Annotated in this window: 24 protein-coding genes; 10 read left to right on the top strand and 14 right to left on the bottom strand. The window is 64.1% G+C overall.

All coding sequences use genetic code 11. The features are described 5' to 3' along the window. The first annotated feature begins 37 nt into the window (after positions 1–37). From proV to DT069_RS18430, 5 genes are all read left to right on the top strand, one after another. Complete coding sequence (proV, locus tag DT069_RS18450; RefSeq protein ID WP_119461806.1) at positions 38–1231, top strand: glycine betaine/L-proline ABC transporter ATP-binding protein ProV; 1194 nt, start codon at positions 38–40, stop codon at positions 1229–1231. Between the two features lie 3 nt (positions 1232–1234). Beyond that, entirely contained in the window at positions 1235–2176 is a 942-nt protein-coding gene (locus DT069_RS18445) for an ABC transporter permease (RefSeq protein WP_119461805.1), read from the top strand. Between the two features lie 71 nt (positions 2177–2247). Next, complete coding sequence (locus DT069_RS18440; protein WP_119461804.1) at positions 2248–3141, top strand: glycine betaine ABC transporter substrate-binding protein; 894 nt, start codon at positions 2248–2250, stop codon at positions 3139–3141. A 545-nt stretch (positions 3142–3686) separates the two neighbouring features. Beyond that, the gene (locus tag DT069_RS18435; protein WP_425450363.1) at positions 3687–4460 is read left to right on the top strand and encodes a TIGR02587 family membrane protein; all 774 of its coding nucleotides are present in this window, start codon (positions 3687–3689) and stop codon (positions 4458–4460) included. A gap of 16 nt (positions 4461–4476) precedes the next feature. Beyond that, positions 4477–4914 carry a hypothetical protein gene (locus tag DT069_RS18430; protein WP_119461802.1) on the top strand — a complete coding sequence of 146 codons (438 nt, stop codon included), beginning with the start codon at positions 4477–4479 and terminating at the stop codon, positions 4912–4914. A 70-nt stretch (positions 4915–4984) separates the two neighbouring features. Here the strand turns inward: DT069_RS18430 and DT069_RS18425 are convergent, their stop codons facing one another. Then, a complete protein-coding gene (locus DT069_RS18425; protein WP_119461801.1) occupies positions 4985–5278 on the bottom strand; it encodes a hypothetical protein in 294 nt (97 codons plus the stop codon). Positions 5279–5579: 301 nt separating this feature from the next. Here DT069_RS18425 and DT069_RS18420 point away from each other — a divergent pair, with 301 nt between their 5' ends. Beyond that, positions 5580–6914: a sensor histidine kinase gene (locus DT069_RS18420; RefSeq protein WP_162913281.1), complete on the top strand. Its 1335-nt coding sequence runs from the start codon at positions 5580–5582 to the stop codon at positions 6912–6914. Positions 6915–6958: 44 nt separating this feature from the next. Here DT069_RS18420 and DT069_RS18415 read toward each other — a convergent pair whose 3' ends face one another. From DT069_RS18415 to DT069_RS18400, 4 genes are all read right to left on the bottom strand, one after another. Beyond that, positions 6959–7468 carry a metallophosphoesterase family protein gene (locus DT069_RS18415; RefSeq protein WP_119461799.1) on the bottom strand — a complete coding sequence of 170 codons (510 nt, stop codon included), beginning with the start codon at positions 7466–7468 and terminating at the stop codon, positions 6959–6961. An 88-nt stretch (positions 7469–7556) separates the two neighbouring features. Beyond that, complete coding sequence (locus DT069_RS18410) at positions 7557–7970, bottom strand: hypothetical protein (RefSeq protein WP_119461798.1); 414 nt, start codon at positions 7968–7970, stop codon at positions 7557–7559. Positions 7971–8063: 93 nt separating this feature from the next. Then, positions 8064–8855, bottom strand: coding sequence for a DUF2182 domain-containing protein (locus tag DT069_RS18405; protein WP_119461797.1), 792 nt, complete (start codon positions 8853–8855; stop codon positions 8064–8066). A gap of 30 nt (positions 8856–8885) precedes the next feature. After that, entirely contained in the window at positions 8886–9518 is a 633-nt protein-coding gene (locus tag DT069_RS18400) for a DUF1326 domain-containing protein (RefSeq protein ID WP_119461796.1), read from the bottom strand. A 389-nt stretch (positions 9519–9907) separates the two neighbouring features. Here DT069_RS18400 and DT069_RS18395 point away from each other — a divergent pair, with 389 nt between their 5' ends. Together DT069_RS18395 and DT069_RS18390 are read left to right on the top strand one after the other, a co-directional pair. Next, entirely contained in the window at positions 9908–10114 is a 207-nt protein-coding gene (locus DT069_RS18395) for a hypothetical protein (protein ID WP_119461795.1), read from the top strand. 53 nt (positions 10115–10167) lie between these two features. Then, entirely contained in the window at positions 10168–11421 is a 1254-nt protein-coding gene (locus DT069_RS18390; protein ID WP_119461794.1) for a pentapeptide repeat-containing protein, read from the top strand. A 24-nt stretch (positions 11422–11445) separates the two neighbouring features. Here the strand turns inward: DT069_RS18390 and DT069_RS18385 are convergent, their stop codons facing one another. Together DT069_RS18385 and DT069_RS18380 are read right to left on the bottom strand one after the other, a co-directional pair. Further along, positions 11446–11892 carry a PA2169 family four-helix-bundle protein gene (locus DT069_RS18385; RefSeq protein WP_162913280.1) on the bottom strand — a complete coding sequence of 149 codons (447 nt, stop codon included), beginning with the start codon at positions 11890–11892 and terminating at the stop codon, positions 11446–11448. Continuing rightward, on the bottom strand, positions 11879–12796 hold the full coding sequence (locus DT069_RS18380) for a lipid kinase (protein ID WP_425450362.1): 918 nt from the start codon (positions 12794–12796) through the stop codon (positions 11879–11881). The genes DT069_RS18385 and DT069_RS18380 overlap by 14 nt, the downstream gene beginning before the upstream one ends. Positions 12797–13141: 345 nt before the next feature. Between DT069_RS18380 and DT069_RS18375 the strand changes: the two genes are divergently transcribed. Further along, positions 13142–13546, top strand: a complete 405-nt coding sequence (locus DT069_RS18375; RefSeq protein WP_119461791.1) for a DUF3775 domain-containing protein — start codon at positions 13142–13144, stop codon at positions 13544–13546. A gap of 40 nt (positions 13547–13586) precedes the next feature. Here the strand turns inward: DT069_RS18375 and spbR are convergent, their stop codons facing one another. The 7 genes from spbR to DT069_RS18340 all read right to left on the bottom strand — a co-directional run bounded on the left by spbR (position 13587) and on the right by DT069_RS18340 (position 20872). Beyond that, positions 13587–14690, bottom strand: coding sequence for a SpbR family protein (spbR, locus tag DT069_RS18370; protein ID WP_119461790.1), 1104 nt, complete (start codon positions 14688–14690; stop codon positions 13587–13589). 189 nt (positions 14691–14879) lie between these two features. Beyond that, positions 14880–15902 (bottom strand): TAXI family TRAP transporter solute-binding subunit, encoded by a 1023-nt coding sequence (locus DT069_RS18365; RefSeq protein ID WP_119461789.1) that lies wholly within the window; start codon positions 15900–15902, stop codon positions 14880–14882. A 19-nt stretch (positions 15903–15921) separates the two neighbouring features. Continuing rightward, entirely contained in the window at positions 15922–17262 is a 1341-nt protein-coding gene (locus DT069_RS18360) for an aspartate aminotransferase family protein (protein WP_119461788.1), read from the bottom strand. Positions 17263–17324: 62 nt separating this feature from the next. Beyond that, complete coding sequence (locus tag DT069_RS18355; RefSeq protein WP_119461787.1) at positions 17325–17993, bottom strand: ABC-type transport auxiliary lipoprotein family protein; 669 nt, start codon at positions 17991–17993, stop codon at positions 17325–17327. Then, complete coding sequence (locus DT069_RS18350; protein ID WP_119461786.1) at positions 17990–18943, bottom strand: MlaD family protein; 954 nt, start codon at positions 18941–18943, stop codon at positions 17990–17992. The genes DT069_RS18355 and DT069_RS18350 overlap by 4 nt, the downstream gene beginning before the upstream one ends. Positions 18944–18949: 6 nt before the next feature. After that, complete coding sequence (locus DT069_RS18345; RefSeq protein ID WP_119461785.1) at positions 18950–19729, bottom strand: ABC transporter ATP-binding protein; 780 nt, start codon at positions 19727–19729, stop codon at positions 18950–18952. A gap of 6 nt (positions 19730–19735) precedes the next feature. Then, positions 19736–20872, bottom strand: a complete 1137-nt coding sequence (locus tag DT069_RS18340; RefSeq protein ID WP_119461784.1) for an MlaE family lipid ABC transporter permease subunit — start codon at positions 20870–20872, stop codon at positions 19736–19738. A gap of 112 nt (positions 20873–20984) precedes the next feature. Here DT069_RS18340 and DT069_RS18335 point away from each other — a divergent pair, with 112 nt between their 5' ends. Continuing rightward, the gene (locus DT069_RS18335) at positions 20985–21500 is read left to right on the top strand and encodes an adenine phosphoribosyltransferase (RefSeq protein ID WP_119461783.1); all 516 of its coding nucleotides are present in this window, start codon (positions 20985–20987) and stop codon (positions 21498–21500) included. The last annotated feature ends 116 nt before the right edge of the window (positions 21501–21616 follow it).

Here is a 21616-nt window from a genome sequence, read left to right as displayed (position 1 = left end):
CGCGCCAGTCGCGAGGGAGCATCCAAAGGGAGCGAGATTGACCGAAAAGATCGTCGTTAAGAACCTGTACAAGATCTTCGGTTCCAAGTCGGAGGCGGCGATGCAGATGCTGCGTCGCGGCGAGGGCAAGGACGAGATCTTCCGGAAAACCGGCCAGACCGTCGGTGTACAGGATGCGAGCTTCAGCGTCGAAGAGGGGGAAGTCTTCGTCGTGATGGGCCTGTCCGGCTCCGGCAAATCGACGCTGGTGCGCATGCTCAACCGGCTGATCGACCCGACCTCCGGAGAAGTCCTGATCGACGGACGCGATATCACCCGAATGTCGAAGCGCGAGCTGATCGCGGTGCGCCGGCGGGATATCGGCATGGTGTTTCAGTCCTTCGCCTTAATGCCGCACCAGACCGTGCTCGAGAATGCCGCCTTCGGCTTGGAAGTCGCCGGCGTCGATCGCGCCAAGCGGCAGGACCGGGCGCTCGATGCGCTCGACGCCGTCGGCCTCAAGCCCTATGCCGCCAGCTATCCTGACGAATTGTCGGGCGGCATGAAGCAGCGCGTGGGGCTGGCCCGAGCCCTGGCCACCGACCCCTCGATCCTGCTGATGGATGAGGCGTTCTCCGCCCTCGACCCCCTGATCCGAACGGAGATGCAGGACGAGCTGTTGCGGCTGCAGCAGGAGCATGCCCGGACAGTCGTCTTCATCACCCACGATCTGGATGAGGCGATGCGGATCGGCAGTCGCATCGCCATCATGCAGGGCGGCGAGGTTGTGCAGATCGGCACGCCGGAAGAGATCGTCCGGCAGCCGGCCAATGATTATGTTCGCTCGTTCTTCCGCGGCGTGGATGTCAGCCAAGTGTTCACCGCCGGCGATATCGCCCGCCGGGAGCAGGTGACGGTGATCGAACGGCCCGGCCTCGGCGTGCGCGCGGCACTGGAGATGCTGCGCGAGCACGACCGGGATATCGGCATCGTGATCGGCGGCGACCGCAAATTTCAAGGCGTCGTTACGGTCGACTCCCTGATCCAGCAGATCCAGGCCGAGGAGGAACCAAGCTACCGGAACGCCTTCGTAGCGGAGATTGAACCGATTCCGCAGGATATGAACCTGTCGGACGTCCTTGGTCGGGTTGCCGGAAGCCAGTGGCCGGTGCCAGTGATTGACGATCAGGGGCGCTATATCGGCTCGATCTCGAAGACCGCCCTTCTTCAGGCTCTGGACAAGGTGAACTGAGCGATGGACTTTGAAATCCATATCGGAGAATGGGTCAGCGCGGCGGTCGAGTTCATGGTCGACAATTTCGGCCCGTTCTTCGACGCCATCTCGGGCGCCGTCGGCCTTGTCGCCGAAACCGTCGAGGACGGTCTTCTGGCCCTCCCCATCTGGTTGCTGGCCCTGATTCTCGTCGGCATCGGGCTCTGGCGGGTCGGCTGGCGGTTTGCGCTGTTCACCGCCATTGCGCTTGTCCTGATCGTCGGCATGGGCCTGTGGGAGGCGTCGATCTCGACATTGGCCCTGGTGCTGTCGGCGAGCTTCGTGGCCCTGCTCCTCGGCATACCGCTCGGTATCGCAATGGCCAAGAACGACATGGTTGCCACCGCGGTACGCCCGGTTCTCGATTTCATGCAGACGATGCCGCCCTTCGTCTATCTGATTCCGGCCGTCATGTTCTTCGGCCTCGGCAAGGTTCCCGGCACGATCGCGACCCTGGTATTCGCGATGCCGCCGGTGGTGCGCCTGACCAATCTCGGCATTCGCCAGGTCAGCGTCGAGAATGTCGAAGCGGGCCTTGCGTTCGGCTGCACGGACAGGCAGTTGCTCTTCAAGGTCCAGTTGCCGCTCGCCATGCCGTCGATCATGGCCGGCGTCAACCAGACCATCATGCTGGCGCTGTCGATGGTGGTGATCGCCTCGATGATCGGCGCGGGCGGCCTCGGCAATACGGTCTTGACGGGCATTCAGCGGTTGAATGTCGGTCTCGGCTTCGAAGGTGGGCTCGGCGTCGTGATCCTGGCGATCATCCTCGACCGGATCACCCAGAGCTTCGGCCAGCGGAGCAGCCTGTTCGCCGCGCTTCGCAACTTCTTCGGACCCCGGCGGCAGACTGCCAACACCGGCGACGAAGCAAAATCGAGTTCCCGGGAGCCGTCGCCGGCCGTGCGACGCGGCGCTCGCTGAAACGGGACGATCGACGCCCCGTCCTCACGGCAAAAGCGGGGCTCACCAACAGACCAGGAGGGAAGAAAGAGATGCTTGACGCCGTCAAGAACCTCGCACTCGGCACGGCGCTGATCGGCGGCTTGCTGGCCGGGTCGGCCGGCACGCCGGCCAACGCTCAGGACGACAAATCCATCAATATCGGCTGGACCGCCTGGTCCGATGCCGAGGCGGTGACGAAGATGGCCGCGAAGATTCTCGAGGAGCGGCTCGGCTATGACGTCGAGCTCACCCTGGCCGACGTCGCCATCCAGTACAGCGGCGTCGCGAGCGGCGATATCGACCTGATGATGATGGCGTGGCTGCCCCAGACCCATCAGGACTACATGGAGAAGTTCGCTGGTGAGGTCATCGATCTGGGGCCGCTCTATACGGGCGCCCGGCTCGGCTGGGCGATCCCGAACTACATCCCCAAGGATCAGCTCAGCTCGATCGAGGACCTGCAGAAGGAAGAGGTCGCCGAAAAGCTCGGCAACAGGATCGTCGGCATCGATCCGGGCGCCGGGCTGATGCGCCTCTCGAATGAGGCGGTCGAGGAGTACGGCCTCGACGACTATCAACTCGTGTCGTCGAGCGGCGCCGGCATGACGGCGGAGCTGGACCGCGCGGTCCAGCGCGACGAGTGGGTCGTGGTGACCGCCTGGAATCCGCACTGGATGTTCAGCGCCTACGAGCTCCGCTATCTCGAGGATCCGAAGGGTGTCCTGGCCGGGGTCGAGCATATCGACGCCCTGGCTCGCAAAGGCTTCTACAACGACCATCCGGAAGCCGCCGCGTTCCTCGCACGGATGTATATCCCGCTGGAGGAGCTGGAAACGGTGATGTTCAAGGCCCAGGAGACCTCTTATGAGGAGGCCGTGGCCGAGTACATCGAGACGCACGAAGAGCGCGTCAACTACTGGGTCACCGGCGAGATCGGCGAATAATATCGACTCAATCGAATTTGAGTCATCTTCACACCTCACCCAAGCCCTCGCTCCCTAACGGGAGCGGGGGTTTTCTTTCCCCTTCACTCAGCCTTCGAGGTGCCGAGCCGGGTAAAACGCTCGGGGGTCGTCAGCCGACGCCGAGTAGCCGCTTGCCCAAATCCTGAGGCAGTCGGAGCGGCCACCTCGAGGGAGAATAGCCTATAGAGCGCCGGGAGAGGCAACCGCTTCAATCCCGTCGTCGCACGGCCGGCAGCTTCCACATCTGCTGCGGGCGTTCGCCTCCGGGTGGTTGCGGCGGAACCAAGCCTCGAAAATCAACGTTCAAGACTGTGAACTTACGACGATCCTGCAGGAACCGCAGGGTTATCGAGAACGAGGCTCATCCCGCGACCGATCCACGAAGGGCGGCCAAGAGAGGTCCCGACATTTCCATGGCAACTCTCTCATCAGGCGCAATCTCCGAACGGAGGTCCGCCCAGAATCGCCGCTTCGCCGTTGGTCTGGCACGCGCTTTCGCAGGAGCGCTCATCTTTGCGCTTCCCATGCTGATGACGATGGAGATGTGGCAGCTCGGATTCTACATGGACCCGTTGCGGCTGATACTGCTTCTTGTGCTGCTTCTGCCGCTGCTTGCGGGGCTGGGCTATTACAGCGGCTTCAAGGAGACGTCAGGGCTGCGCGACGAAATCGTCGATGCCTTCGTCGCCTTTGCCGTCGGCTCGATCGCCTCCGCCATCATCCTGGCGATCTTCGGCATCGTCACGCCCGAAATGTCTCCGGACGAGCTGATCGGCAAGATCGCTCTGCAGGCGATTCCGGCCAGCATAGGCGCGATGCTGGCACGCAGTCAGCTATCTGGGCAACAGAACAATGACGCGCAGTCCAAGCAGGAAGACCGCGAACAAAAGGAGAGGAAAGAGAAGTCGAGTTATGCCGGCGAAATCTTCCTGATGGCGGTCGGTGCGCTGTTTCTGTCCCTCAACGTGGCGCCGACCGAAGAAATGATTCTGATCGCCTACACAATGGCAACGTGGCAGGAGATCGCGCTTGTCCTTCTGTCCTTGGCGCTCATGCACGCATTCGTTTATGCCGTCGATTTCCGAGGACGGCCCGAGCCGCCCGACACGGCAACCTTCTGGAGCCTCTTTCTCCGATTCACTGTCGTCGGCTACGCCATCGTGCTGATCATCAGCCTGTATATCCTTTGGAGCTTCGGGCGAACGACCGGGACGGCGCTCGAGGAAATCCTGAGCACAACGGTCGTGCTCGGCTTTCCCGGCGCCATCGGCGCCGCCGCAGCGCGCCTGCTTCTTTGAGCATGGGAGCGATCCGATGAGCAACGCGAAGGCCGCACAGGCAGATACCCGCGACGCGCGACATCACGCGCATCCGGCGGAGGCGACATCGCCGTGGGAGTGGGCGGTGGCGGCGCTGGGCTTGGTCCTGATCGTCGGCGCGGTCGGCTATCTGGCATATTTTGCGCTGACCACCCGGTCCGAACCGCCGTCGGTCCTCGTTACCGCCGAGTCTGTCGCGCCGAGCGGCGAGGGTTACCTGGTGACGGTCAAGGCCGCCAACCGCGGCGGATCAACCGCGGCGGCACTGACGATCGAGGGAACATTGATGCGGGACGGCTCGATCGTGGAGAGCAGCGAGGCGACGATCGATTACCTGCCGCGGTCATCCGAACGTCAAGCGGGCCTGTTCTTCACCCGGGACCCATCGCAGTACCGGCTCGATCTTCGTCCCAAAGGGTACGCCAGTCCTTGAGACAGCGGCATCCCCGCGGCTCCCGGCGGCTGCGCTATATGCCACCGCACGTCGGGGTGTGCCGCGCCTCCTACTCCTTCCAACGCGACCAATATTCGTCCGCAGGCTCGGCCGAGCCGAAAACCGCCTGCGTCCACCGCTCGATCAGGAGCGAATCCCGCTTCTGCGCGATACGAATCTGATCGGCTTCATTGAGACGGCCCAGATGGAGAAAGAACTGTTCGGCGTCCGCCTTCGTCCCCGTCCTGATCGCTCGCATCGCAGCGGCATGGGTAAGGCTCGCCTTTCCCACGACCATCGCTGTTGCCTCGGCAAGATCGCGCACAACTTGTCGAAGCTCCTCCGGGCCATAGCCGTCAAGCATCCTGTTCTCCATCCTTTCGCCGCGCTGAACGGCGACTCCGTCTCTCGCGATTGGGTTTTCGGTCTGCGCATGGTAAACAGTCGCGGTCAACGTACGTTCCAGCGCCGCGCGGATTTTTCGTTTGAAGGGCGCAAGGGTCGGCGCGACCGGGCATTGTCCCGCCTGGACACCGCACCAAGTTTAGCGCGATGCCGCGCGGCTGAAGCTCACTTTGGAACAGCCGTCCCGATGATCTGCCCGTCAAGAGAAGCGGCCGCTAAGCATGCTTCAATCCGAAGCGTTTCGGTGGAGAAGAGGGAGAATGATCGACGTGCAAGACAGGTTCGCTCCGCCGAAGCCGGATATCGGCAACGATATGGAAACCGGGCTTGGTGACCACGGCTCCGGCGGTCGCGCTCTGCGCACCCTGAAGCACTGCATGCGCGCGCTGACTCACTGCGGCGCGGCGGTCAGGCGGGCGTCGGCGGCGCTCTGTCAGGGTCCGGTTGCCTTCCGGAAACATCTCGGCGCGACGCGACGCACCCTGGCGACGCTGAACCAGAGGATGGTGAGGCTGAAGCGGTTTATCTCGGCGCTCCATGCGAGCGAGCAGCGGCTGGCCCTGGCCTTGGAAACGGCCAAAATGGGCATCTGGGACTATGACTTGCAAACTCAAAGAGTTCTGCGGTCCCCCGCCGTCGATCGATTCTTCGAGCTCGAACCCGGCCAAGCCCCGCCGGAGATCTCTCACATCCTCACCCGCATGCAGCCGGAGGACGCCGCAGCGCTGCGGAATCAGCTGACCACTGCCATTGCCGAATCAGGCGGCGTCGCCGGCGAACACCGCGTGATCCGGGCCGACGGCTCCATTCGCTGGCTGGCGATTCGCGGAGAGGTCGTCGCGGACGCGGATGGCGCGCCCGCGCGCATCGTCGGCGTGGTGACAGACATCACGCGGCGGAAGGCCAAGGAAGCGGCCCTCCAGGATGCGCTTTCGGAAAAGGAGACCCTGCTGCAGCGAAAGGACATGCTGGTCGAGCAGAAGAACGTCCTGTTAAGGGAGGCGAATCACCGGATCAAGAACAATCTTCAGCTTATATCGAGCCTCCTCATGCTTCAGAGCACGACCGTCCCGGAGGAGTCGCGGAAGTACCTGGTCGAAGCCCGCAACCGAATCGGCACGGTCGCGCGCGTCCATCAGCGTCTCTATCAAGGCACAAACACGGAATCGATTGAGTTCGGTCAGTACCTTCGGGAGTTCTGCGCTGACCTCGCCGACATGCTGTCCGCCGGAGAAAAGCCGATCACGCTACTGGTCGATGCGGCAGACGTCACCTTGCCGACTGACCGCGTGATCCCGCTCGCGCTCATTATCAACGAGCTCGTCACCAACGCGTTGAAGCACGCATTTTCGCAAGCGACCGAGGGAACGGTTCGCGTCGAAAGCAAGCTGGACTCCGACGGGTTGCTGCGAATCACCGTGTCGGACGATGGGGCCGGCCTGCCCGAAGGCATCCGCCTCACGGCGTGCGGCACTCTCGGCATCAAGATCGTTACCGCCTTGACCAGCCAGCTCGACGCGCAGTTTGACAGCGTCCCGGCCCCGCATGGCGCCCGCTTCGAAATTCGCCTTCCGATCGACCGTTCCCGAGCATAGCGCAGGACACAGGCCCTGGCGCCCGTCCCGGTATGGGGAGAGAATCATCGCGCCTTGCGCCGCCGGCCGAGGCGAAGCTGCGCCAACGTCACCGGCCGGAAGTCCCATAGATCGACGCCGACATCCGCCTGTCGCGGCAGTGGCGCCATGCGGCCATGGCTGTGGCCATGCAGATTGACGGCGCCTTTGCCCATGCCGTTCCAAGACCGGAACGGGTAGTGGCACAGGACGAGGCGCGTGTCGTCGAGCATGATTTCCGCATAGGGCTGCACACTGGCCCAACCCGGTAGGCTGGTGGTCACCTCGCCGTCATTGTTGCCGACGACCAGATGCTTGCGACCGGCGAGCGCCTCGAGGATCTCCGCCATGCGCCCGGCCCGTTGCCGAATCGCGAAATCGCCGAGATGCCAGACGTCGTCCTCCGGGCCGACGCTGTCGTTCCAGCGCCGGATCAGCTCCGCATCCATCTCCGCCACGGACGCGAAGGGACGCCCGAACAGGCCGAGCGCGCCGCCATGGCCGAAATGCGTGTCGCTGGTGAAGAACACCGTCATCGCCGATCGCCCGTCCCGCCGACGCCTCACATCACTCTGTGCGGCTGGTTCACTCTATGGCGATGTCGAGCGACGCGAGGCGGCGCGTTCACGCGGGGATCGCGTGAAGCTCGCTCGCTTTCAGATGGGCGCGGATCTTTCGCGCCACCTGCCGCGGGTGCGGGCGCGCCTGACCGCCATAGCCGCCCCGATCGAACAGGGCCCGCGCATCCTCGTTGGTGAGCCCGAAGAACGTCGCCACGGCCTGCCAATCCGAATGGTTGCGATAGACCGGCCGGCAATCCTTCACGCTCTCCGCGCTTTCGAGTCGAAGGCCCTGGGCCCGGAACCAGGGATTCATGGCGGCGGCCAAGCCGACCGCGCACCCCTTTCCCCGGCTGTACCAGCAGCAGAAGGTGAGCGCATCGGCGGACAGATCGTCCAGAAAGCCTGCCAACCGTTCCAGGCGCTCGGATCCCGGCGCATGATAGATTGCAATGCTCTGACGTCTTCTATGCTCCATGGCTTCGCCCTTTGCCGATCGTCCCACGAGACGAGAACGCCTTCCCCTCGAGGCGAGTTCCGCCGCGCATTCCGCGCAGGCGACTGATTTAAATTACGGCAGAGCGGATGCGATGGTCGCGCCCCCCCAGACGATCAGGACGAGTCCCGCGGCATGACCGAGCCAGTGACCGGCAGGCGCTGTCTTCTCGACCAGCACGAACGCCGCGATGGCGGCGATCCAGAGCAGGTTCATGACACCGCCGACGAACAGCAGCGCCATCAGCATCCAGCAGCAACCCAGGCAATAGGCCCCATGTGCCAAGCCCATTGCCGTCGCGCCGCCCATACCGGCACGCCAGTGATGAAGGATGAAGTCCAAAGGCGAGCGGCAGTGCTTCAGACAGGCCTGCTTCAGCGGTGTCAGCTGATAGAATCCCACGGCCAGCAGGACGACGCCGCCAAAAACGGCGCTCGTGCTGGCCATCATCGGCGACAAGAGCGCGACGCGTTCCAACTGCCATTGCAGGGCGGCGGCCACGAGGCTGAAGCCCAGCCAGACGACGACGTAACCCAACGCGAAAGCCCAGGTCCGGCCATAGGGCGAACCGCCCTGGCGGCGCTTTCTGTCGATGGCCGCGAACAGAAGGATCATCGGCGCCGCGCTCGGCAGCATCATCGCCGCCATCATCACCGCCCACATGACGACCATCAGCAGGGCGTAGGACGGCGACCAGGCCATCGGCGCCATGCCGGCCATCGCCTCGCCCATCGACATCGGGTCCATCGGCATCCCGGCGCCAAGGAGCAGATAGGCCCAGGACAGGAGGATCACGCCGACGAGCCCCGCAACCACCACCGCGCGGTCACGGCGCAGCAGCCGTTCCAGCGTGGTCGTGCCGGTCATCGGCCCCCTCCCTATTATCCTGTCCGGGCTCTAGGCAGCGACGCCCGTCGGCGTCTGCTCGACCGTCGCCAGCGAGCTGTGGCCCTGTGGCGTCTCGAACTTGATCCCGCCGGTGCTGGCGATGCGGGCGCTGGCGACCTCGGCACCGCGGTGTTCGAAGCCGTCCGGCATCATCACCTGGATCCGATGCTCGGCGCCGGTCACCGGGTTGCGGATCGGCTCCACCTCCGTCTCGAGAATGCCCGGAACCGAGACCCGTGCCCGCCGCGCCTCCATGTCGAACGTGAAATCGATCGGCGCGAACTGCGGCTCCAGAATCTCGGTCACGATCAGGCTCATGATATTGAAGAGCGTGCCGTCCGCCGAATGCTGGCCCGACATGATTGCCAGAAGCGCCTCGCGCTGCTGCTGGTCCGCGCGCTCGTCGATGATCGGTTGGATGGTTCCGTTGCCCTCGTGCAGCGCTCCCGGCCAACTCACCGTCACGACGAACTTCAGGCCGTCCAGCCGGACATCGCCGAAATGGCCCTCCTGGATGTTCATCGCCACCAGACCTTCGCAGTGCCCTTGGGTCGGCCGCGCGTTGAAGTCGCACGGGCAGCCGAAGGCGCAGTTGCAATTCTTCACCCACTCCCCTTTCAGACGCCAGTCGACCTCAGCCATTCATTCCTCCCTGGTCGTCGGAGTTGCGGCACGACGCAGCACCTCCGGAGTGAAGGCACATCGGACGGGGCGTTCGAACGCGCCATCTCTCCTTTGCTAAAGCGAATGCACATCATCGCAACGATCCTTCGCCGCTGGATGATTGCTGGTGTCACGGCACTCTGCCGCCTTGCTTCGGTTCCTGCCCGTCGCTGAACTTGCAACAAGCACTCCCGAAACACCCTAAATGATGCGGCAAAACACGGCGGATTGCAATTTTCCGAATCCGCCTGTTTCAGCGGCCGGTCGCATCCGCGGCGGCGGAACCGGACGCCTTGTTCCGGGTTCCTGGTTCAAAAGGCGCCGAATAGGGCCTCTCACAGGAAGAATATGGCGAGTGGAGTACGAGAATGGTCGAACAGGAAGGCGAAATACCCTGGCAATACCGTGCATCCGGCGGCGACGAGCTGAATCCCGGAGACGAGGCTCCGCCCGACACCCCCGGAACCGGTGAGGATCTGTGCCGCGACTGCTCCGGCACCGGCCGCCAGGATGGGGACAGATGCCCGACCTGTAACGGAACGGGCCGCATCACCGAGGGGATCGGCGGCGGCTGACGAAGTGCTTAACGCCTGTTGCTCCGGCCCCTGAAGGACTTGGTAATTATTTCATGCTGTCCTGGGTCGTCGAGACGATTTCCGGATGCGGAATGGCGATGGAGCAGGCACAGCTGCAGCAGGTCTTCGACAAGCACCTGAAATGGCTTTCCAACGCCGGCGGAGCGCAGGCCGACTTCTCGCGTCAGATGCTGGGCGGGCAGCGCTTCACGGAGCGGAACCTGAGCCGTGCACGCTTCCTCGGCAGTTGCATGGTCGCATGTCTCTTCGCCGACTGCGACCTGGCCGAAGCGGATCTCTTCGGCGCCGATCTGACCGACGCGACACTGGAGCGGACAACACTCCTGCGGGCCAACATGCGGGGCACGCACCTCGGCGGAGCGCGGATCATCGGCTGCGACATGCAAGGCGTGAACCTCCAGGAAAGCTCCTTCGCCTGCTGGGACAACGGGCAGCTCATCAGCCTATCGCTGTCCAAGGCGGACGGCGTCACAATCAGCGATTCCAACATGATTTATGCCGATCTGGCCGGCCTGCGGATGGAAGGCGCGACGATCACCAACACCGATCTCACAGGCGCCAACCTGTCCGGCGTTCTGCTGCGCGATGCCGTGTTGACCGGGACCGTGCTGCGCAACGCCGATTTCACGGATGCCGATCTCAGCGGTGCCGATCTCACCGGCGCGGACCTGACCAATGCCAAGCTGAACCGGGCGCAGCTTGCCAATGTCAAGCTGACACGGACGGTGCTGACCGGAGCCGATTTGATGGAGTGCCGACTGGTCGACGCGGACCTGTCGCAGGCGATTCTCGCCGACCGCGTCGTCGACGCCGCCGCGGTCACCGATATGCTTCGCGATCACGCCGTTTGGGTCGAAAGCGGCGGTCGGCGCGGGCGACGGGCCGCGTTTGATGGGGCGGACCTTCAGGGCGTCGATTTTGCGGGCCAGGAACTCAGTGCCGCCTCCTTCAGCAACGCACGCCTGCAGAAGGCGAGATTCGATCATACGCGCCTGCGGTTCGCCTGCTTCGACGCCGCCGATCTCTCGGGAGCATCACTCGCCGGAGCCGACTGCTCGGGGGCGTCCTTTCGCGGTGCGAAGCTCTGCGACATCGATGCGGTAAATACAAGCTTCACGGCCGCGCCGTTCGAAGGCACCGACCAGGGCGACCAGCGCTATTGGCCCGTCGATTTCAGCAGAGCCGATCTGCGGCGTGGACGGTTTCGCGGCGCCGATCTCACGGGCGCCAAGTTTTCCTTCACGAATCTTGAGCGGACGGACTTCTCCGACGCCCGCGGACTCTGAAGGCCATCATCGCGCGCGCCGCGGTCAGGTATTTTGCGGCGCGCGCGCCGCGGCCAGGCACTGCGCCGCCTCCGACGCCTCCTGCCCGAGCTGACGCAGGGCCGTCTTCGTCCCCTCCGGCAGGTCCGTGTTCAGAGCGGCCTCGACAAGACGGCCGATCTCCACTTCGCCGCGCTCGCGCTCTTCCAGCAGCGTCGCGCGCTCGTCAGCGGAAAGGATCGCCTTCAATTGGGTGAACAGCCGCTCGATGGTTTCCGCATCGGCGTCGGGGTTGCGCGGCAGGTCCCCGAGATCCCGAATATGCGTCTCCAGCTCCGCGGCGACCTCGCGCCGCCGCCGCCCGTAGGTGCGAAAGAGAGCCGCCAGTTCCGGCTCTCCCGACGCGTCTGCAGCGTCGTCATATCCGTCCGCGGCGTCCTTGCACGCCACGATCACGTCGTTCAACGCGATCTGCCGTTCATCCCGCAGCACGGAGGGCCTCCTTTCGGTCGAGCACGTAACGTTCGGGCACGAATACGGACAGCGCGCCCGGGAGCACGCGGAACTCAGCCGGCGTGCGCGTCGTCACCTCTCCGTCGGTGTTGATGCGCATCGGCTCATCGGTAACGATTCGCATCTTCTGCCCATGCAGCAGATCGACGCTCTCCCACCGACCATGCCGCCCGCTGCGCATCGATGGGATCAGCGCAATCAGCGACCAGATGCTCTGCGGCCTGAGGCTGTAGAGGTCTAGTCGCGCATCGTCGATGGCCGCGTCCTCGGAGACGGTGAGCCCGCCACCATAGTGCCGCCCGTTGCCGACAGCGATCTGAATGGAGCGGAAGCGGGAAGTCCGCCCGTCGCAAGTCACTTCCGCCGAGAAGGTCCGGGTCGCCTTCAGCGCGTCACGCGTGCAGATCGCGTATCCCAGCACACCCCAACGGCGCTTGACCTCGCCCGTCAGACGGCGAGCACACTGCACGCTCAACCCCATGCTCGCAACGTTGAAGAAATATTTTCCGTTGACCACGCCGAGGTCGATCGGGTGCAGAACGCCACCGACGATAACTTCGCAGGCCTCCGGCAGCGTCGTCGGGATTCCTAGCGTCCGGGCGAAATCGTTGGCGGTCCCCATCGGCAGGATACCGAGCGGCAAGCCGGCGTTGAGCAGGGCTTCCGCTGCGGCATTCAGCGTGCCGTCGCCACCGCCGAGAATGATGCAATCGATCTCGTCCCGATGACGGCGGATGACCTCCGGGATCTCCCGCGGCCGGCGCGTGAACGCCTCGATCAGTTCCAAATCGTCCTGACGCAGCCGATCGAGCGCGGCCGTGAAATCGACCTTTCCACGCCGGCTCTTCGCGTTCACCAGCAGTAGGGCCCGCTTTCCAGACACGCTTCCTCCAACAGTGCTGTGAGCGCCGCGCCGCTGACGCTTGGTTCCATGGCCCGATAACGTTCTTGGTAAAGACATTGTTCCTGCGGGTAGTATTGCGGAACCGTCCGAGATTTCCGGACCAGGTGGAACCTTCGGAAATCACGAACCGTTATTGAGGTAGAGATCCGCCCGTGCCCGTGGCGGTTGCTGCTTCCCCTGGCAGCGAATTACGGCAGCCTCCCTGTCGACTCGCCGGGGCTCTGAAAGCCCCGGCCTTTTCTTTGCCGGGCGGCAATTGTGATTCTCCGCCCCTTTCCTAATCATGGAGACATAAAGCCAGAGGCCGTCAAGATTGGAGGCGAGATGATAGCGATCGATCCGGAGAAAGCCTGCTACTTCATCATCAAAGCCCGGCAGTTCCAAGCCAAGACCGGGGTGGTCGAACCGGACCCGGGGTCGAATGTCTCGGACGACGATTTCCGGGAAATTCTTGAGGATTACGGAAGCGACCCGGTTCAGATCGAGATGCGATCCTTCCTCGAGTCCCTGAACGAGGAGGAGACCGCCTCGCTGCTCGCGCTGATGTGGATCGGACGCGGCGACTACACCAAGGACGAATGGGAGACTGTCCTGGAAGAGGCGAAGCAAATCGAGAACGACCAGGCGCCCGACTATCTGATCGGAACGCCGCTCGTCGCCGACTATATGGAGGAGGCCCTGTCCGCGCTCGGCTATTCCTGCGGGGATCTCGAGACCGACCATCTTTAGCCGCCGGTCCGACGGATCCGGGTGACCGGCCGCCGGCCCGTCAGGCTGCGAGCTGCTTCAACTTCTTCAGCAGATAGTCCAGATTGTCGAAACCGACATTCTCATACTGCGTCAGAATCCGCTCGATCATGCGGGAGACATAGCGCTCGCGATCGCGCTCGCCGCCGTCATATTCGGTTTCACGGGCGACATCCACCGCGACGCGGAAAGCCGGGTACATGCGCTCCGGAAGACTGGCGCGGAGATACAGAGACTTCAGCCCGAGCGAGCCGGGATCGTGGATCAGCGTGTGCGCATTGACGATCGGAGTCTTCGCGAGAACCGCCAGGCTCGCTTCAAAGAAGGCAAGGTCGCCCAAGCACAGTGCCCGCAGGACGATCGACGGCGTGAGCCGGCCATTCACCTTCAGCTGCCGCACTAGCTTCTCGATGTCCGGTGCCTCCGCGGCGGGCGGGAGGAGGCCGACCGTCGCGCGCTCGCGGCTCTCGAGAATCAAGTCGGTGGCGAGTGCGGGCGACAGCTCATGGTGGGTGACCAGATATTCGCGCAGGTTGTCGGAAACCATCACGACAAGCCTTTCGGCCACCGTGATCGGGAGCTTCGCGCGACGAGCCATCGATCCCTTGACCGAGTCTTCCTCGCCATAGCTGTCGAGAACCTGCTGCAGCGCCTTTTCAGACAGTTCGGCGCCCGCGTTCTCGACCAGATGGGCAACGGCGCCTTCGTTCCGGCTGTCGATCAAGGCGTCCGCAACGGGCGCGGAAACCGATGTCCGCCGGGCGATCGCGGCCTGCTTCTCGGCGCTCGATCCGCGAACGATCTCGACCAGGTCCTCGTCGGTCAGAACAGCGGAGTGCTCGAGGATCGGGAGCGCCACGGACTCGACATCGCGCGCCAGGACGAGCGCCAGATCGTGCGGCAGATCGTCACTCGCCTTCAGGTTCCGGGAGAGCGTCTCGCGAACATGCACGGCGACGTCGCGCGCCATGACGCGAAAGATATCGGTGGCGATACGGCGCTCGGTCTCGTTGAGTTTGGCTCGCTCGAAGCTGACGGCGATTTTTGCCGCCGTCTCCGCACGCGCCTCCGGCGACGGGTCATGCAGAAGACGGGTGACGTCGGCTTCCGTAAGATTGCTCGTCATCGCCTTGGACGGCTTCCACCATTTGCCTATTCCGGCCGCAAGCCCGCGTGGCCTCTGTCGGACCGGTTGACAGTATGTCGACGTCCGGTTAAGGCGGTCTTAAGATCGAAACTCAGAAGGATCAAGACGTCGGCGGCAGCTCAAACGTTAACCGCCCGACACCCGATTCCCGACGCTCCAGGGCGCCTGTCACCGCCAGCCCCGCTCCTTGTAATAGCGAAGCGCCCCTGGATGCAGGGGGGCCGAGTTCCCGGCCCCGATCATCTCTTCGGGAGTCAGTCCGGCAAACGCCGGATGCATGGCCTTGAAGTGGTCGAAATTCTCGAAGACGGCCTTGACGACCTGATACACCATCTCCTCGCTCAAGCGCGTCGTCGCCACGAGCGTCGCCTTCACGCCAAAGGCTGCTATAGCGTCGGGGTTCCCGGGATAGGTCCCGGCCGGAATCACCGTCTTCGCGAAGTAGGGCGTGTCTTCGATCAACTGGTCAATTTCGGCGCCGGAGAGGTCGATGAGCACGGCGCCGCAGCCCCGGACCGCTTCCTGAATGGCACCGTTCGGATGCCCGACCGGAAGGATAAAGGCGTCGAACGCGCCGGCGCAGAGCCCACGTGACTGCTCATTCACCTCAATCTCCAACAGCGCCGCGAAGTCTTCCGACGTCCAGCCAAGCGTCTCGATCAGCGTCTCGGCCATGACATGCTGACCAGACCCAGGTACGCCGATATTGATGCGTTTCCCCACGAGGTCGGGCAGCGTCTCGATATCCGCATCGGGATGCGCGACCACGGTGATCGGCTCGCCATGCAGGGTGAGGATCGACCGCAACTCCTCGAACGCGCCGTCCTCCTCGAACAGCGCCTTGCCCTCATAGGCGTAATACTGCCAGTCCGATTGGGTGACCGCCATGTCCAGGTCGCCACTGCGCAGCGCCGCGAGATTGTCGATCGAGCCTTCGGTGCTCTCGACGGTGCAGCGGATCCCGTGGAGCGCCCGCTCGCGATTGACCATGCTGCAGACGGCGCCGCCGGCGGGAAAATACACGCCAACGACCGGCCCCGTGCCGACGAAGAGGATCTGTTCGGCCGGCGGGGCCGGATCCTGGCCCTCCGATCCGGACTCCGAGTCCGCCGCGTCGCTCCGGGTCGTTCCGAAGAGAAGGCAGATGGCCAGGCCGGCCGCGGCAATCGTGTTGATACGTATCATTCTCATGCGCCGGATGTTCTTTTCTTCACCGTGAAAGAGGGGCCGTGTCGAGCGCCAGATCGATCGCCTTGGCCAACCGATCGACGATCTCCCGCACCTCGTCGTCAGTGATGATGAAGGGCGGCGCCAGCAGCACATGGTCACCCGCGATTCCATCGGCCGTTCCACCCATCGGATAGCACATCAGCCCCTGACGCATTGCTTCGGTCTTGATGCGCGCATGGAGCTGCAGTGCCGGATCGAATGGCGCCTTGGTCGCCCGATCGGCGACAATCTCGAGTCCCAGGAAAAGGCCGCGACCGCGGATGTCACCGACATTGGGGTGGTCGGCAAAACGGTCGTCGAGGAGCGCGCGCAACAAGCGCCCCTGGCGGTTCACCGCTTCCAGCAGATCGTCCTCCCGAATCACCTGCTGCACTGCCAGGGCGGCGGCGCAAGCGGTGGCATGCCCCATATAGGTATGACCATGACGGAACTGACCCGAGCCCGACGTCACAGTTTCGAAGATCCGGCGCGAGGCCAGAAGCGCGCCGACCGGCTGGTAGCCGGCGCCCAATCCCTTGGCGACGGTCAGCAGGTCCGGCGCCACGCCGTCCTGGGTACAGGCATAGAGCGTGCCGGTGCGGCCCATCCCGCACATCACCTCGTCGAGGATCAGCAGCACCCCGTGACGATCGCAGATCTCGCGGATGCGCTTGAAATAGCCCGGCACCGCCGGCACCGCGCCGAGCGTCGCCCCCACGACAGGCTCGGCGATGAAACCGGCGACCGACTCCGCGCCCAGTTCCAGGATCGCCGCCTCCAGCGCGTCGGCCGCGCGCTGGCCATAAGCCTCGTCCGTCTCCTCCGGCCGCTGCTCCCGATAAGCGTAGCAGGGAGCGATATGACTCACCGCCATCAGCAGGGGCTCGTAAGGCCGGCGACGGTTCGCATTGCCGCCGACCGCCAGCGCGCCGAGCGTATTCCCGTGATAGCTCTGCCGCCGCGCGATGAAATGCCGGCGCTTCGGCTGGCCCTGCTCAAGGAAATATTGGCGCGCCAGCTTCAACGCTGCCTCGGTTGCCTCCGACCCGCCCGACACAAAATAGACTTTATCGAGCCCGGCGGGTGCGTCGGCGATCAGGACGTCCGCCAGTTCCTCCATCGGTCGATTGGTGAAGAAGCCGGTATGGGCGAACGGCAGCGTCGCCGCCTGCCTCTGAATCGCTTCGACGACCTTTTTGTGGCTATGGCCGAGACAGGACACCGCCGCCCCGCCCGACGCATCGAGGTAGCGGCGGCCAGCCTCATCCAGGATATAGACACCCTCGCCGCGCACTGCGACCGGCAGCGTCGCGCGGGGATCGCGATGGAAGACATGAGTCATGGAATCACACAGGTCATAGGGTCACCCGTTCTGTCGGATTTTGCGCAAGATGGTGGCTGGGGTTACGCGTCGCCTTGGAGACTTGCCGGCGGCGTGGTGAGGGTGAACAGCACGATCTGCTTGATTACCCCGCCCAACGCCGTGTCGAAGGCCTCGATCACATTCTCGAAGCTGCGGCCGGATGCCGCTACGCGCCGCTCGAATGTTTGCGAGGCGATGATCCGCCGCTCCGGCATCTCTACCAGCTTCGCGTTCATGCGGACCCAAACGGTCGGAACGGCGGCGTTCTCTTCGTAAACCGCCTGGAACTCCCGCAGGTCCGTTTGCAGGATGAAGTCCGGCCGAAGGCCGATGACCTCGCGCCCCACCGCAACGATGCTGCGGGTGCTCTCGAAGGACTCGATCAGCAGGGTCTGGATCATCGCCGGCGCGTTGTCGGTCCAGGTGGCATTACTGTAATACTCGATCGTATAGGGCGAGCGGGAGAGGGCCACTCGCGATGTGTCCAACCCTGCGGCGGCATTCGGCAGTTCGACGACGAGCTGCCAATCGACTTTCGGAAGCGTTCCCTCGAACGTCGTCTTCGGCGTCAGCGTGTAGAGCTGAAGCGGGTCGTTCACGGTAGACGGCAGCACGCCGCAACCGGACGCCGTGGCCAGCACCAGCCCGAGGAAGATCATCCGGACCATGACCGGGACGATGCCGCGCCGCATGAATGTGGTGGACGTCATTGCGCCTCGAATCCTCTGCTCCGGTCGCCGAAGAAAAAGCGTGCCGGGTCACGCTCGATCTGCGATGAAACGCGCGACAGCGATGCTACCAAAAGGCGCGTCTCCGTGATCAACTGCGTCAGCTCATAGAGGCCGCTCGCGGTGAAGTCCCGGATCGGAGCGCGACTATCATGGACCAGCAGCTCGATCTCGCTGGCCACGGCCGAGAATGAATCGGCGGTTTCCTGAAGCTCCGCGATCGTTGCTTCCGCCTCGCCGCCGACACTGTTCAACTGACCGCGAGCATCGCTGGCGAGCCGTTCGAACTCCGCCGCCATCATACGCACTTGGTCGGCCGCGGCGGCGCCATCGGTCAGGACTTGGTTGAGGCCGCCCGTGTCGCGCGCCAAGGTGGTGGTCAGAAGTTGGAGGGATCGAAGAGTCTCGTCGATCGCCTGCCGGTTCCGGTCGCTGAACAGCAGCGTCACGCGGTCGACCAGCGCGTTGAGACTCGTCACCAAGTCCGGCGCACCCTCGAAGAGCTGCGCCAATTGCGACGGCTTCGACGCGATGACCGGATAAGGCGGCTGGGTTCTCTCGGGAAGCGGTTCGCCGGCCGGCGCGCCGCCGGTGAGCTGGACGTAGGCGACCCCGGTAATCCCCTGATACTCCAGGGACGCCACCGTGTTGGTGCGGATCGGTGTGTCCGGCTTGACCTGGATCGTTACCCGTACCCGGTCGATATCCTCGTCGTCGATGCGCATATCGACGACGCGACCGACCGCAAGGCCGCGATAGCGGACGGCGCTACCGACCTGCAGGTTCGTGACCGCACCCTCGAAGAGGACATCATAGAAAGCGAAATCTTCCTGGCCTTGGACCTTGCCCAGCCAAATGATGAACCCGACCAGCCCCGCCACAAGGATGAGAACAAAGGAGCCGACGGCAACATAGCTGGCCCGCGTTTCCATCGCAGACTACGCGCCCAGCGCCGCGCGCGCGCGCGGTCCGTGGAAATATTCGTGAATCCACGGGTGATCGTCTTGCAGAAGCTGCTCCATGGTACCGATTCGAATGCGCTTTTCGACAAGGACGGCGATACGGTCGCAGATCGCCCGAAGACTGTCCAGATCGTGCGTGACCATGAACACGGTCAGTCCGAGACTCTGCTGAAGGCTGCGGATCAGCTCGTCGAAGGCCGCCGCGCCGATCGGGTCGAGTCCGGAGGTCGGCTCGTCGAGGAACAGAATTTCGGGATCGAGCGCCAGTGCACGCGCCAAGCCGGCCCGCTTGCGCATGCCGCCGGAGAGTTCCGCCGGGTATTTTCCCGCCGCGTCGGCCGGAAGCCCGACCAGTTCGATCTTCAAGGCCGCCAGTTCGTTCATCAGCCGTTGCGGCAGGGCGGTATGCTCCTTCAACGACAGCTGAACGTTCTGTGCGACGGTCATGGAGCTGAACAGAGCCCCGTTCTGAAACAGGACGCCCCAGCGAACCTGAAGCCGGCGCCATTGCGCCGCGCTCATTCGGGCTTGCTCCTGGCCGAGGACCTTGATGGTCCCGGCGCGGGGCCGGTTGAGACCGATGATCGTGCGCAGCAGGACCGACTTTCCGGTGCCGGACCCGCCGACCACGCCCAGGACTTCGCCGAGTCGCACGTCGAGATCGAGGCCGTCGTGGATCACCTGCCGGCCGAACTGCGTACGCAGGCCGCGGATGGAGATCGCCGGCGCCCGGCGGTCGCGCTCTGGTTCCGTCACGACCCGCTACACCCCCATATACGAGAACAGGATCGAGAAGATGGCGTCGACCACGATAACCAGGAAGATCGACTCGACGACGGACTGGGTCGTCAGGCGCCCGACGCTTTCGGCGCTGCCGCTCACCCGCAGCCCCTCGAAGCAGCCGACCATGGCGATCAGGAATGCGAAGACCGGCGCCTTGCTCAGCCCGACCCAGAGATGAGAAAGCGCGACGGCGTCCTGCATTTGCTGCATCATCTGCGGAAAGGTCGCGTCGATCAGCACGACCAACATCAGGCCGCCGCCGAGCAGCGCCATGATGTCGGCGAAGAACGCCAGCAGCGGCAGGGCGATCATCAGCGCCAGAATCCGCGGTAGGACGAGGACTTCCACCGGATCGAGCCCGAGGGTGCGCAGCGCATCCACTTCCTCGTTCACCTTCATGGTGCCGATCTGCGCCGTGAAGGCGCTCCCCGAGCGACCGGCAACGACGATCGCCGTCAGCAGAATCCCCATCTCGCGGAGCACGGCGATGCCGACCAGATTTACCGTGAAGACCTCGGCGCCGAACTGGCGAAGCTGATCGACGCCCTGATAGGCGAGGACGACGCCGACGAGGAAGGAGATCAACCCCACGATCGGCATGGCATTCAGGCCGACCCGCTCGAGATGGCTGACGGCGGACACCATTCGAATCCGGCCGGGACGAGCAATCACGCCCAGGGCGGTCAAGATGACAAGGCCGAAGAAGCCCAGCAGATCGCGCCCTTGGCGCAGGGCGGCGACAGCCCCCTCGCCGACACCTGCGACGAAATCGACGCCAGGAACCTTGCGCGCCCGGACCATCGGCGGTGGCGGCGGCCCCGCTTCGGCGACACGATCGAGAAGCTGGGCGTGCTCCGGATGCACGCCGCTGATCGTCACCGGCACGCCCGCGGCGTCGAACGCCAGACGCGTCCGCTCGATCAGCCAGGCGCCGGCGGTATCCAGCTCCTCGAGAGGCGCGAGATCGAAGCGTGCGCTGCGCGCCCCGGCAGGCAAAAGCCGTTGCAGCGACGCATCCAGCGACTTCGCCGCCTCGAGGGTCCAGCGGCCACCGATCGCAATGACCAGATCTTCGCCGTCCCGCGCGGTATCGAACCACCCTGCGGCAGTCGCCATTCAGATTGTTCCCCTGCCCCGGGCGCTATAATACTCGGGGATATACTGAAGGCGACTGAATTTGCCGGAGCAAAAGCCGGCGATCTCCCGCGACAGCCCATGGAACCGATGCATGCTCATCAAGACTCATATCCGTCAGGTCCCCGACTTCCCGAAGCCAGGCATCCTGTTCTACGACATCTCAACGCTTTTGGCGCATGCCGATGCATGGCGGGAGACGGTGCGCCAACTCGCCGAGGCGGTGCGGCCTTGTCAGCCGGACCTTCTGGTCGGAATCGAATCGCGAGGCTTCCTGGTGGCGGCACCTCTGGCCTATGAAATCGGATGCGGCTTCGTCATGGTCCGCAAGAAAGGCAAGCTGCCCGGACCAACGATCCCCTATACCTACGACCTCGAATACGGCACGGATACGGTCGAGATCCAGGCCGACGCCATCCGCCCGGGGCAAAGCGTCGTCGTGCTGGATGACCTTCTCGCCACCGGCGGGACCATGGCCGCCTCCATAGACCTGCTCCGCAAGGTCGAAGCCGACGTCCGCGCCGCCGCCTGCATCATCGAACTGGCCTTCCTGAAGGGGCGGGCAAAGCTAGCCGTTCCATTCTTTTCGGTCGTGTCATACGATTCCTGACGGAGCACCGGGAGAGCAGCCGTCAGCTGTTAAGAAATGGGTTACGTTCGTGAAAGAGGATAGGCTCATAGCCCCCGGCGGCCCAGATCACCTCTTTCACCCGTCGCATGCTCCAC

It is taken from the genome of Virgifigura deserti (genome assembly GCA_003576685.1).
In the GTDB taxonomy this organism is placed as follows: domain Bacteria; phylum Pseudomonadota; class Alphaproteobacteria; order Dongiales; family Dongiaceae; genus Virgifigura; species Virgifigura deserti.
This window is presented reverse-complemented; position numbering and strand designations above follow the sequence as displayed.

Bases quoted from the DNA above. Each gene is read 5' to 3' on its own strand.
- spbR (WP_119461790.1), bottom strand. From the start codon at position 14,690: ATGACGAGCAATCTTACGGAAGCCGACGTCACCCGTCTTCTGCATGAC.
- DT069_RS18425 (WP_119461801.1), bottom strand. From the start codon at position 5,278: ATGCTTGACGGCTATGGCCCGGAGGAGCTTCGACAAGTTGTGCGCGAT.
- DT069_RS18410 (WP_119461798.1), bottom strand. From the start codon at position 7,970: ATGGAGCATAGAAGACGTCAGAGCATTGCAATCTATCATGCGCCGGGA.
- DT069_RS18440 (WP_119461804.1), top strand. From the start codon at position 2,248: ATGCTTGACGCCGTCAAGAACCTCGCACTCGGCACGGCGCTGATCGGC.
- DT069_RS18375 (WP_119461791.1), top strand. From the start codon at position 13,142: ATGATAGCGATCGATCCGGAGAAAGCCTGCTACTTCATCATCAAAGCC.
- DT069_RS18405 (WP_119461797.1), bottom strand. From the start codon at position 8,855: ATGACCGGCACGACCACGCTGGAACGGCTGCTGCGCCGTGACCGCGCG.
- DT069_RS18420 (WP_162913281.1), top strand. From the start codon at position 5,580: ATGATCGACGTGCAAGACAGGTTCGCTCCGCCGAAGCCGGATATCGGC.
- DT069_RS18360 (WP_119461788.1), bottom strand. From the start codon at position 17,262: ATGACTCATGTCTTCCATCGCGATCCCCGCGCGACGCTGCCGGTCGCA.
- DT069_RS18355 (WP_119461787.1), bottom strand. From the start codon at position 17,993: ATGACGTCCACCACATTCATGCGGCGCGGCATCGTCCCGGTCATGGTC.
- DT069_RS18415 (WP_119461799.1), bottom strand. From the start codon at position 7,468: ATGACGGTGTTCTTCACCAGCGACACGCATTTCGGCCATGGCGGCGCG.
- DT069_RS18390 (WP_119461794.1), top strand. From the start codon at position 10,168: ATGCTGTCCTGGGTCGTCGAGACGATTTCCGGATGCGGAATGGCGATG.
- DT069_RS18430 (WP_119461802.1), top strand. From the start codon at position 4,477: ATGAGCAACGCGAAGGCCGCACAGGCAGATACCCGCGACGCGCGACAT.
- DT069_RS18400 (WP_119461796.1), bottom strand. From the start codon at position 9,518: ATGGCTGAGGTCGACTGGCGTCTGAAAGGGGAGTGGGTGAAGAATTGC.
- DT069_RS18435 (WP_425450363.1), top strand. From the start codon at position 3,687: ATGCTGATGACGATGGAGATGTGGCAGCTCGGATTCTACATGGACCCG.
- DT069_RS18335 (WP_119461783.1), top strand. From the start codon at position 20,985: ATGCTCATCAAGACTCATATCCGTCAGGTCCCCGACTTCCCGAAGCCA.
- DT069_RS18340 (WP_119461784.1), bottom strand. From the start codon at position 20,872: ATGGCGACTGCCGCAGGGTGGTTCGATACCGCGCGGGACGGCGAAGAT.
- DT069_RS18365 (WP_119461789.1), bottom strand. From the start codon at position 15,902: ATGAGAATGATACGTATCAACACGATTGCCGCGGCCGGCCTGGCCATC.
- DT069_RS18445 (WP_119461805.1), top strand. From the start codon at position 1,235: ATGGACTTTGAAATCCATATCGGAGAATGGGTCAGCGCGGCGGTCGAG.
- DT069_RS18395 (WP_119461795.1), top strand. From the start codon at position 9,908: ATGGTCGAACAGGAAGGCGAAATACCCTGGCAATACCGTGCATCCGGC.
- DT069_RS18350 (WP_119461786.1), bottom strand. From the start codon at position 18,943: ATGGAAACGCGGGCCAGCTATGTTGCCGTCGGCTCCTTTGTTCTCATC.